The organism is Candidatus Binatia bacterium (assembly GCA_036382395.1).
Classification (GTDB): Bacteria; Desulfobacterota; Binatia; order HRBIN30; family HRBIN30; genus JAGDMS01.
This window is the reverse complement of record DASVHW010000326.1, coordinates 1-10,994: the sequence shown is the minus strand read 5'-3', so window position 1 is coordinate 10,994 and position 10,994 is coordinate 1. Positions and strand designations below refer to the sequence as shown.

13 protein-coding genes are annotated in these 10,994 nt (G+C 64.3%); 7 read left to right on the top strand and 6 right to left on the bottom strand.

Annotated features, from left to right (window positions below; all coding sequences use genetic code 11):
- Positions 1–680, bottom strand: a 680-nt coding sequence (locus VF515_15470) for a transcription-repair coupling factor (protein ID HEX7409029.1), incomplete at its 3' end; no start/stop codon positions are given.
- Between the two features lie 187 nt (positions 681–867).
- On the opposite strand from VF515_15470, the gene VF515_15465 reads away from it, so the two are divergent.
- The 4 genes from VF515_15465 to VF515_15450 all read left to right on the top strand — a co-directional run bounded on the left by VF515_15465 (position 868) and on the right by VF515_15450 (position 3,929).
- Entirely contained in the window at positions 868–1,203 is a 336-nt protein-coding gene (locus VF515_15465) for a tetratricopeptide repeat protein (GenBank protein ID HEX7409028.1), read from the top strand.
- A gap of 47 nt (positions 1,204–1,250) precedes the next feature.
- Positions 1,251–2,132 carry a cation diffusion facilitator family transporter gene (locus tag VF515_15460; GenBank protein HEX7409027.1) on the top strand — a complete coding sequence of 294 codons (882 nt, stop codon included), beginning with the start codon at positions 1,251–1,253 and terminating at the stop codon, positions 2,130–2,132.
- Between the two features lie 31 nt (positions 2,133–2,163).
- The gene (locus VF515_15455; protein ID HEX7409026.1) at positions 2,164–3,033 is read left to right on the top strand and encodes a class I SAM-dependent methyltransferase; all 870 of its coding nucleotides are present in this window, start codon (positions 2,164–2,166) and stop codon (positions 3,031–3,033) included.
- A gap of 92 nt (positions 3,034–3,125) precedes the next feature.
- Positions 3,126–3,929 (top strand): enoyl-CoA hydratase-related protein, encoded by an 804-nt coding sequence (locus tag VF515_15450; protein ID HEX7409025.1) that lies wholly within the window; start codon positions 3,126–3,128, stop codon positions 3,927–3,929.
- 117 nt (positions 3,930–4,046) lie between these two features.
- On the opposite strand, the gene VF515_15445 is transcribed toward VF515_15450, so the two are convergent.
- The 5 genes from VF515_15445 to VF515_15425 form a co-directional block, all read right to left on the bottom strand.
- Complete coding sequence (locus tag VF515_15445; protein HEX7409024.1) at positions 4,047–5,237, bottom strand: CoA transferase; 1,191 nt, start codon at positions 5,235–5,237, stop codon at positions 4,047–4,049.
- A 7-nt stretch (positions 5,238–5,244) separates the two neighbouring features.
- A complete protein-coding gene (locus VF515_15440; GenBank protein HEX7409023.1) occupies positions 5,245–6,270 on the bottom strand; it encodes an LLM class F420-dependent oxidoreductase in 1,026 nt (341 codons plus the stop codon).
- A 143-nt stretch (positions 6,271–6,413) separates the two neighbouring features.
- Positions 6,414–7,364 (bottom strand): PfkB family carbohydrate kinase, encoded by a 951-nt coding sequence (locus VF515_15435; GenBank protein ID HEX7409022.1) that lies wholly within the window; start codon positions 7,362–7,364, stop codon positions 6,414–6,416.
- Positions 7,364–8,326, bottom strand: coding sequence for a DUF1573 domain-containing protein (locus VF515_15430; GenBank protein ID HEX7409021.1), 963 nt, complete (start codon positions 8,324–8,326; stop codon positions 7,364–7,366). Before VF515_15430 ends, VF515_15435 begins: the two co-directional genes overlap by 1 nt.
- Before the next feature lie 55 nt (positions 8,327–8,381).
- Positions 8,382–9,158 carry a cyclase family protein gene (locus tag VF515_15425; protein HEX7409020.1) on the bottom strand — a complete coding sequence of 259 codons (777 nt, stop codon included), beginning with the start codon at positions 9,156–9,158 and terminating at the stop codon, positions 8,382–8,384.
- 236 nt (positions 9,159–9,394) lie between these two features.
- On the opposite strand from VF515_15425, the gene VF515_15420 reads away from it, so the two are divergent.
- The 3 genes from VF515_15420 to VF515_15410 all read left to right on the top strand — a co-directional run.
- The gene (locus tag VF515_15420) at positions 9,395–10,039 is read left to right on the top strand and encodes a MotA/TolQ/ExbB proton channel family protein (GenBank protein HEX7409019.1); all 645 of its coding nucleotides are present in this window, start codon (positions 9,395–9,397) and stop codon (positions 10,037–10,039) included.
- Complete coding sequence (locus VF515_15415; GenBank protein HEX7409018.1) at positions 10,026–10,445, top strand: biopolymer transporter ExbD; 420 nt, start codon at positions 10,026–10,028, stop codon at positions 10,443–10,445. Before VF515_15420 ends, VF515_15415 begins: the two co-directional genes overlap by 14 nt.
- A 7-nt stretch (positions 10,446–10,452) precedes the next feature.
- Positions 10,453–10,994 (top strand): hypothetical protein (locus VF515_15410; GenBank protein ID HEX7409017.1); only part of this gene is annotated, 542 nt, incomplete at its 3' end.

The following is a 10,994-nucleotide window of genomic DNA, read 5'->3' as shown; positions in this document are numbered from 1 at the left end:
GCCAGCGAGCGCTGGCTGACCGGATCGAACTCGCGGATGGCTTCGATGACGTCGCCCACCAATTCGATGCGCAACGGTTGTGGGTGCGCCGGCGGGAAGATGTCCAGGATGCCGCCACGGATGGCGAAGTCGCCGCGATCCTCCACCAGCGGCACGCGGCGGTACCCCCAGTCATCGAGTTGCTGCGCCAGCGCGTCGAGATCGATGGCGTCTCCTTCCACGAGATAGCGGAGGCGTTCGGCGAACGGCGTCCGCGGCGGCACGCGCTGGAGCAGCGCCTCTGCCGTCGTGACGACGATGGGGTGTTGGGTTTGCCGCAGGTGGTAGAGGCCTTCGATCCGGGCCGCGACCGTCTCGGACGTCGGCGACAGATCCTCGAACGGCACCACGTCCCATGCCGGGAAATAATGAATGCGCCGCGAGAACGGCGGCGCGCTTTCATCTTCGCCGTAGAAAAAGCGCAGGGCTTCGACAAAAGCTTCCGCCTCTTTGGCCGACGGCTGCACGATCAGGGCCGGCCGCGGAAATTGACTGAGCAGGCGCCAGACGAAAAACGCCCGCGCCCCGCCCTTGAGCCCGCGCACCCGCCACAGGCGTCTGTCGGCGGCCCCGTGCGCGGGGGCGGTATCGACGGCAGCGCGCAGATGCTGCACCGCCCGTTCACAATCGGCGTTTGTCATCAACATGTATCAATACGAAAAGGGGAGATCCAACGCGGGACCTCCCCTGCACCAGTTCGTAAATTTACTAGCAGGCGGCGCACCTCGCCACAATGCGATGATGGGATGACTGCGGGCGCCGCATCGAGGCCACAGGCCACGCATGTGGGGTTGAGCCCAGCCAGTGCTTCCGATAGGTTTGTCAGCAATGCCGACTAGCGCGGAACTGTACGGCCAAGCGGTGGACTGCGTTGCCGACGGCAAGCTCGACGAGGCCATCAGCAAGTATAAAGAGGCGTTGACCCTCGATCCGACCTTCGCCGACGTCTGGGAAGGGTTGTCGATGGCGTATGCCGACAAAGAGCTGTGGCCTGAGGCGATCGAGGCCGCGAAGAACGTCGTCGCAATCAGTCCCGATGATCAGCTCGGTTACACCAATCTGTCCCGCATCTTCCAGCGTTCGGGCAATGTCCCGGAAGCGGAAGCCTGGGCCGCTAAAGCGCGCATTCTCGATTGGAAAGCCCAAGTGAAAGAGGGGAAGTAGTTCGTTTCCGCTCGTCTCTCATCGGAACCCAACACTGCTTGCCAAGCGTGACCGACCGCAATTTCGAACGCAACCGCCGTGATCTGACGCTGACGCTTGTCATCACCGCGAGCTACTGTCTCGTGGAGTTCGGCGGCGGCATGCTCACCAACAGCCTGGCGTTGCTTTCCGATGCCGGTCACATGCTTGCCGACGTCGCCGCCCTCGGGCTCAGCCTGTTCGCCATCCGGCTGGCGCAGTTCCCGCCGACGGCCAGCAAGACGTTCGGATACCACCGTGTGGAAATCCTGGCCGCACTGGCCAACGCCCTATTGTTGTGGGTGATTGTCGGCCTGATCCTGTACGAAGCCTATCACCGGTTTCTGGATCCACCGCTGGTGAAGAGCGCGGGCATGATCGCCATCGCCTCGATTGGTCTCGCTGTGAACCTCGTCAGCCTGGTGGTGCTGCGCCGCTCGCAGGCGGAAAGCCTGAACGTGCGCGCAGCCTTCGTCCACGTGCTGGGGGACGCCCTGGGCTCGGTCGGCGCGGTCCTTGCCGGCATCGCTATCCTCGTGGCAGATTGGTACGTCGCCGATCCGATAGCGAGCGTGGGGATCGGGCTGCTCATTCTCTACAGCTCTTGGGAAATCATCCGCGATTCAGTCGACATCCTGATGCAGGGCACGCCGCGGGGCTTGCGCGTGGAAGACGTCGAGCAATGCTTGCTCGGCATCGAGGGCGTGCGCCAGGTACACGACCTCCATATCTGGAGCTTGACCTCCGGCCGGTATCACCTGAGCGCGCATCTCGTGATCTGTGGCGAGAACGAACCGCACTCGATCATCGACGCCGCTCAGACGCGGCTGTGTGAGCGTTTCGGCATCGACCACACCACCGTTCAGGTCGATCGCGAGGTGGAATGTGCGCAAGAGTTTCGCGTACACTGAAGACAGCGTTTCGGCAGAAGAGGGGAGAACAATGACGACACTAGAGCCCGCCGGACCGAATGCGGAGCAGATCCAGTACTGGAACGAGCTGGCCGGGCAAAAATGGGTGGCGTTGCAGCCGCTTCTCGACACCCAGCTCAGTCCGTTGGGGCAGCGCGTGATGGAACGCGCCGGCGTGGCTTCCGGAGAACGCGTGCTCGACGTGGGCTGTGGCTGTGGCAACTCCACTCTCGATCTGGCGCGCCGCGTGGGCCCGGCGGGCACGGTGACCGGCATCGACATCTCGACGGTGATGCTCGAGCGGGCACGCCAGGCCGCACGTGAGGCCGGCGTGACGCAGGTACGATTCGAGAATGCCGACGCGCAAACGCATTGCTTTTCACCGGGCAGCTTCGATGTGCTGTTCTCTCGTTTCGGGGTGATGTTTTTCATCGATCCGGCAGCGGCGTTCGCCAACCTCCGCGACGCCTTGCGGCCGGGCGGCCGCGTCGGGTTCGTCTGTTGGCAGGGACTGCAGCGCAACCCTTGGATGCATGTTCCCTTGAGGGCCGCACTGCCACACATCCCACCGCCGCCGCTGCCTGCACCCGATGCTCCGGGGCCGTTCGCTTTTGCCGACGCCGACCGCGTGCGTGACATCCTGTCGGGCGCCGGCTTCACCGCGCTCAATATCGAAGCGCTCAACGAACCTCTGAGCGTCGGCGGAGGCCAGAATCTCGACGAAACCGCGAATTTCTTGGTCCACATCGGACCGCTCGGACGGCTGCTGCGCGACGCCGAGGATGACGTGCGCGCACGGGTGGCCGAGTCGGTGCGGGATGCCATCGCGCCGTTTGCGACGCCACAGGGCGTGCGCATGCCGTCGGCGGCGTGGTTGGTGACCGGTCAGCGGCCCTGCTGACTATCGATCAGCGGTGGACGTCAATTCGCCGTTCCCGATCCGTCAGGCCGTCCCTGGCGGTCGTACCTCGCCGCCGAAAAGGATTTCCGCAGATGACATTCGAGACTGTGAAGCTGACCCGCAACACGGATGGCACTGCCGTGCTGACGCTCGACCGGCCCGCTGTGCTCAACAGCATCAACCAGCAGATGATCGATGAGCTGCGCGCGGTCATCGCGGACGTGGCGCACGACGAGGGTACGCAGGTCTTGATCCTGACGGGTGCGGGACGGGCATTCTGCGCCGGTGCCGATCTCGGCGCCGGCGGCGATCGGGAACCAGGCCTGTCCATCGGCGAGGGCATTCATCGATCCATGGACCGCGGCTTCAACCCCTTGGTGCGCGACCTCGCGGCGTTGGCCAAGCCGCTGATTGCGGCCGTCAACGGGGTCGCGGCTGGCGGCGGCGTCGGCCTGGCGTTGGTGGCCGACATCGTCGTCGCGGCGCGCTCAGCGCAGTTCGTCCAGGTGTTTGGGCCGCAGCTGGGGCTGGTGCCCGACATGGGGTGTACGTACTTCCTCGTTCGCCTGCTTGGTCGTGCGCGGGCCCGCGGCCTCGCTTTGCTCGGAGACCGGCTCACAGCCCAGCAAGCCGAGCAATGGGGCCTGATCTGGAAATGCGTCGTTGACGATATGCTGATGGAGGAGGCGCAGCGGATCGCGCGGCGCCTTGCGGCGGGGCCTCGGCAGTGTTTCGGCCACATCAAACGCGCCCTCGACGCTGCGGAGCTGAACACGCTATCCGAGCAACTCGATCTGGAGCGCGACTCCCAGCGGATCCTCGGCGATACGGAAGACTTCCGTGAGGGCGTAATGGCGTTTCTCAGTAAACGCAAGCCGCAGTTCAAAGGGCAATGAGAACCCGGCGCAGACTCGATGTGGTCCGAAATGAAGCGGGCCAGATTTCGTAACCTATTCACCCTTCGCAATCGAACCGATGTCGCGGCCGCCCGCGCCACCAGCTCTCAACTGTCTTCAGATGGCGCCGCGCTCCCGCAAGCGTTCGATCTCCACGTGCGACAGACCGAGCAGCTCGTGCAGCAGCTCGTCGGTGTCGGCGCCCAGCCGTGAGGCTGGCTTATAGCGCGGCCGCACGTCGTCGATCTTGATGGGACAGCCGACTTGACGCAGGGGGCCGAACTGGGCGTGCTCGACGGTGGTCACCATCTCCCGTGCCAACACCTGCTCATCCTGGAGCGCCTGTTCGACGCTGTACACCGGGGCGCACGGCACGTGCCCGCGCAGGACCCCGAGCCACTCATCCGTGGTCTTGGTGCGCAGCACCTCTTTGAGTAAGGGAATCAGCTCATGGCGGTGCGTGAGGCGGTCCTGAATCGTGCGAAAGCGCGCATCGTCTTTCAGATGCGACACCCCGATCCGATCGGCCAGTCGCTGCCAGAACTTTTCCTTCATGCACATGATGACGATGTTGCCGTCCTGGGTCGGGAAGTTCTGTGAGGGCACCAGCGTTTGGTGCGCGGAGTCGGGCTGGCGTTCGAGGCGGTAGCCTTTCAAGCTCCACACCGCGAGGTAGTTGAGCATCGAGATCGCGGTGTCGAGCAAGCTGACGTCAACATCACAACCGATGCCGGTCTCGCGCGCACGCAACAAACCGATCAACAATCCCACGGCCGAGGTCAGACCGCCGGAGAAATCGACGACGGACACGCCGCATCGCGTCGGCGGCGAACCCGGATCGCCGCTGACGCTCATGAAGCCGGCCAGTGCTTGCATGAGAAAGTCGTAGCCCGGTTCGGCGGCGCGCGGACCGGTCTTGCCGAACCCCGACAGTGAACAACAGACGAGGCGCGGGTTGAACTCCTTCAAGCTGGCGTAATCCAGCCCGAGCTTTGCCGGCAAGTCGCCACGCGCGTTGGCGTAGACGGCATTCGACACGCGCGCGAAACGGTGGAACACCTCCTGGCCTTGAGGCGTGCGGAGGTTGAGCGTCAGCGACTTGGCGTTGCGGTTGAACGACTGGAAGTACGGGCTGTCGCCATCGGCGGCATACGGCGGGACGCTCCGCGCCTCGTCGCCGCCGATCGTCGGATCTTCGATCTTGATGATCTCGGCACCCAGGTCGCCCAGCATGGTCATGGCATAGGGGCCAGCACCCAGCTGGGTGAAGGCGAGAATACGAACATCCGCCAGCGGCAGTGACGTCATCGCTCTCTTACGCTCCAATCTCTGCCAGCGCCCGCACGGCTTCGATTTGCATCAAACCGCACATCAACGTCGTCACGCCGCACTCGCGCCAGGCAGCCAGACGATCACGGATACGCTCCTTTGGTCCGACCAGCGACACCTCGTCTGCGAGCGTATCCGGCACCGCCGCGGCGGCCTCGTCCTTCTTCCCGCTGAGGTACAGGTCCTGGATCTTCTTCGCCGCTTCTTCGAAACCGTAGCGGCATGCGAGGTCGTTGTAGAAGTTCTTGCCGCGCGCGCCCATGCCGCCGATGTAGAGGGCCAGTACCGGCTTGATGAAACTCAAACACGCGCCGACGTCGTCGCCCAGCACCACGGCTACCGCCGGTGCAATGTCGAAGTTGTGGACGCCCTTGCCGCCGCCGGCTTTGCGGAACCCAGCCTCTAAAGCGTCGCGGTAGACACTCGTGCGATAGGGCGAATACCACACCGGTATCCAGCCATTGGCGACCTCCGCCGTCAGCTCGACGCTCTTTGGCCCGATGGAGGCGAGATAGATCGGAATTTGCCGGCCATGCAGGATGCTCTTGAGCGGCTTGCCCAAACCTGAGGAGCCGGGACCGTTGTACGGAATCTGGTAGTGCACTCCCTGATGTTGGAGGGGTTGTTCTCGCGCCCAGATCTGGCGAACGATCTCGACGTACTCGCGCGTGCGGGCCAGCGGTTTGCCGTAGGGCACACCGTGCCACCCTTCGACCACTTGCGGGCCGGAGGGGCCGAGGCCGAGCAAGAAGCGACCACCGGAAAGCTGATCGAGCGTGGTCGCCGTCATTGCCGTCATGGCCGGGGTGCGGGCGGGCATCTGCATGATTGCCGTACCCAGGTTGATCCGCTGCGTCTGGCCCGCAATCCAGGCCAACGGCGTCACGGCGTCCGACCCATACGCCTCAGCGGACCAGACCGAATGGAACCCCAGGCGGTCGGCTTCCTTGACCAGTTCGATGTTGATGGTCATTCGAGCGCCGGGGTAGCCGACATTCAGTCCGAATCGCATCTCACTGCCTCCCGTGTCGTCCTATGCCGACGCCCTGTCCGGGTCAACAGAGGCAGAACGGACACAGAGGCAGAACGGCGCAATAGGGCTGCGGTCGCTCGAGGCAGCGACCCAGCCGCATGAAGGGCAATGAGCGACGTTCCTCAGCCTGAACGCGCCAGAGCGGTGGCACGCTCCAAGCTCGGAATGCCGGGACGGCCGCCCAGCTTCTCACACTTGAGCGCGGCGGCAGCCGAGGCGAACCGCAGGATGTCCGGAACCGGCCACCCTTGCAGCAGTCCGTAGATGCTGCCGGCGTGGAAGATGTCGCCGGCGCCAGTGCTGTCAACGACGGGCACGCGGAAGGCCGGAACGTAGTGCAACGCACCGTGCACCAGCGCCAGCGCACCACCGGGGCCGAGGGTGACGCCGGCGAACCACGGACCGCGCTTGGCGGTGTGCCGCAAGGCTTTGCGCAAATCGCTGATGCCGGTGAGTCGCGCCGGGAATTCGGCGCCGACGATCAACACGTCCGTCAGTCGCAGTAGCTCGTCGATCCGGGGCGCTGGCGTGTCGGTGTCGAGCACCGTCAGGATGCCCTCGTCCTTCGCAGCCCGTGCCGCGACAATCGCTGCCGGCATGTCGACGGCGTCCATCAGCAGGACGCTGCCGTTGGTCAACGACTGGCGCGGCAGCTCGTCGGCATGCAGCACCAGCTCAGGGACTCGTTCCGACAACACCGACCGCTCTCCCGATACTTCGTCGATCAGGATCACCGACACTTGCTGGCGCGTGTTGTGGCGGGTGACGCAGGCCGAGAGGTCAACGCCCTCGTCTGCCAGCGCGGCACGCGACGAGGCGCCACCGGCGTCATCGCCGAAGGTGCCCACATACGCGGTGCGCAAACCCCAGCGCTGCAGCGCCACCAGCGCCGTGGGCACCTGGCCGCCCGGCTGCTGGTCGTAAGTTACAATCTGCTGCTTCGAATCCAGGCGGGGATGGCGATTGACGATACAGAGATGGTCGACGCTACTCAGGCCGAAGCCGACAACGTCGAATCGTTTGCCCGCCGGGAACCGATACGGCCGCAGCTCTCTATGTTTGACGTTCGCCACTACGACTTCTCCGCCACCCGGGCCGAGAACGGCACGAGGATGTGTGGCTGCTCGGGATGATCGGTGTCCACGTCCAGCGTCCCGGAAATCTTCCCTGGGTGCAGACCTGCGCTCAGCGTGACCGTCACCCGGTAGTCCTCGCCGTCGCGGACCGTCGTCACGGCTGCGACACCGACCGCGGGCGTCAGATGAACGGCTCTGATGTGCACCGGCTGCTTGCCGCGATTGTGCAGGCCGAGCATCAGTGACGCCCCGGCGCCCGGCGCGGTCACGCCAAAACTCAGCTGCGCCGGTGAGACCACGACATCACCGTCCACTATGCCGGTGATCGGCACGGTCAGAAGCGGATGCCGCTGGTTGCCGGTGTGGAGGGCGACGGTTTCCTCGAATTTGCCGAGTGGCGCATCCTGCTTGACGGCAACTTGCAGCCGCCTGCTGCCGCCGCCCGGCGGGGCGGGGCTGAATGTCCCTGCAATTACATTTCCCCGGGTTTCCACCGAAGCAGCCGCGGCAGCACCGACGATGCGTACGCTGTTCGATGCAGTCTGGCCGCGAATCACGTGGCCGACGTACAGTCGTGGCGGATCGACAGCGACGTCCGCGTCGACGCGGCCGCTCAGCGTGAGCGTGCTCACCGGCTGGGCCGGGTCATTGGAATAGACGGTAATGGTTCTGCTCTGGTCCCCGAGGGAGTCCGTGGTGTCGAAAACCACCTCGATCGCTCCTTCACCTCCGGGCGGAAGGGTGCGAGCCGAGGTCACTGCCGCCGCGCAGCCGCACGACGTCCGCAGATTGTCAACATTCAGATCGAGGCCACCAGTGTTCCTGAACCGGTAGGTGTGGGTGACCTTCGCTCCCTGATCCGCAACACCGAAGTCGTAGCGGACGTCTTGGAAAGTGACCTTGGGAGCCGATGGCGCCGTGGGAGAGGGCGTTGGCTCAGCGCAAGCGTGGAGCAGCATCCCAAGCGCCGCGGTCAGCGCCCATGTCAGTAGCGACCCCCTGACCATGAACCAGCTATGGCAGGATGGCGACGATGCGCGCCGGCGCGCCGCTGCCGCCGGCAATCTTGATCGGCAGCGCCATCAGGGTTGCGCCGTTTGCAGGCAGCCGATCCACGTTCGCCAGATTCTCGAAGGCAGGCTTGCCGGCGCCATTGATGACCTGGTGGACCATGAAGTCGGTGGACTGGCCGTAATCGATGCTGGCGGTGTCGACCCCGATGGCGGCGACGTCACGCTCTTTGACCAGGAACTCCGCCGCTTCTTTTGAGAAGCCTGGGAAATGCAGGTGGCCGACGTCCCCCTTTTGGTCCGTCCCGAGGTAGCGAAGCTTGTCCGGCCAGAACTTTCCCCATCCGCTCCACATGATGACGAGGGCACCGGGAGGAAGACGTCCGTTGCGTCGCTCCCATCCCTTGATGTCGTCAACCGTGAGGCGGTAGTCACGGTCCGCCGCGCTTTGCATACGAACATCGATCACGGCCGCCGGCCCTATGCAGGAGTGGAGGGAGACCGTATCAACGGTGTGGCCACCCTCGGCGAAATGAATGGGCGCATCCATGTGGGTGCCGCCGTGTTCGGCCATGGAAAGGTTGTTGGCGGCGTACCAGTACCCCAGTGGCGTGCGGCCATGTGACACCGGGGTCAGGGTAAAGGACTCGGCCGTGGGCCAGTAGATGGTGTCCGGGCCGAACGAGTAAGAGAGATCGACGAACTTGCGCACATCGATCAGCGGCGGCGCCGGGCGGGACCGGGCCGAACATCCCGCCGTCAGCAACACCGTCAGTCCCACAGCTACTGTGCATGCAGTGCGGCGGACCAGCATCGGCAGGTAGGCTATGGAAGTGGGTGGACCGAGTCAACCGACCGCGCTCTGCGGTCAGCCCGGGGTCGGAAATGACGCTTGCCAAATTGACAGGGGTCCTAGTAGCTTATACACGAACACAATCCCCATCTCACAAGGACAGCAGTGACAAAGCGGAACGCTGGATTGGCTCGCACGCTTCATCGAAATAGGAGGTTTCTCACGTGGAAGGCTTGAGCGTACTCGATATGATTCAGACGGGTTGGATCGCCACCTACCCGTTGATCTTGTTCTCGGTGGTCACGCTGAGCATCGTCCTGGAGCGCGTCTGGTCCCTGCGCAATCTGGTTTCCGGCAGTCTGTCTCTCGCTAGCACCATCTGCCCGCCCCTTGAACGTGGGGATTTCAATACGGCGCTGCGGGCCAGCCAGGGTCAAGCGACATCCCCGGCCGGGCGCATCTTCGCTGACGTGCTGGCGCGCCATCAGTCCGACTCGATGGAATACCTCTCTGGCCTGACCGAAGATAAGCGCTTTGAAGAACTCGAAGCGCTCAAGGGTCCGCTGTGGGTGTTGGGGACCATTGGCAGCAGCGCCCCCTTCATCGGGCTGTTCGGCACCGTCGTCGGTATCGTCAAGGCCTTTCACAACATGGCCATCATGGGCAGCGGCGGCTTCTCGGTCGTCGCGGCTGGCATTTCCGAAGCCCTGATTGCCACCGCCCTCGGGCTCGTGGTCGCCATCCTCGCCGTCATCTTCTACAACTACTTCCAGACTCGCATTGAGCGCATTGAAGCCGCGCTCACCATCGCCTCGAATCGCGTCCTCGACGCCATCCATCTTGGGAGGCAGTCCAGTGGCGCTCGGTAGCCTGAAACGGCGGGCGCGCTCGCCGATCATGTCGGACATCAACATCACGCCGCTGACTGATATCTTCCTCGTCTTGCTGATCATCTTCATGGTGACCAGTGCGGCGATGGTGGAATCCGGGGCCAAGATCAGTTTGCCCGAGGTGGACAGCACCTCCTCACAGCCGCGCGAGGTCACCATCACGGTGACGCCGAACCACGACATCTACATCAACAGCACCCTGACCGCGTACGAGGATCTCGAGGGCGTGATCCACGGCTTGGTGAGCGCGCGTCCGGACATACCGGTGGTCCTCGAAGGGGACCGTGAGGTGCTCTTCGGCGACGCGGTCAAGATCTTGGCCATTGCGCAGAAGGCCGGGGCCACGCAGATCGCCATCGCGGCGGAGCGGCGGCAAGGGAGCTGAGAGGGCGATGCCGGATCCGGCGCCTCCGCCGCGCAGCCTCCCTGATCCGTCGCGCTTTGATCCGTGGGCCGGCCACCGGTTCGGCGGCGTCCGCTGGTTCGCGTTCTCCATCGCGTTTCACATCGGCTTGCTATTCGTCTTCGCGACTGTGACCCTGACGGTCATTCGCAAAGCCCAAGAGATTCGCGTCAAAGTCGTCGACCAGACCGCGGCCAGCACCAACGAACTCGATGCCGCGCCGTCGCTGAAAGATCTGGCCGGCGTCCTGAAAATGGAGCAGGCCTTGCCGCAGAGGGCCGCACCCAGTGGCCCGGTGATTCAGGGCGTGCGTCCACCCGAGATGCCGCGGATTGGCGGTATCGGCCCCAAGCTCGGAACGGGCCCGAACCTGGACACGGTCTCCACGCATCTGTCCTTCGGCTCCGGCGCCGTTGGCGGGCTGGGCGGCGGCTTCGGCGATTACATCGGCGGGCTGCGCAAGGTGGGTCTCGATGTTGCGCTGGTCATCGACACCACCGACAGCATGCAGTTCGTCATCGACGATGTGAA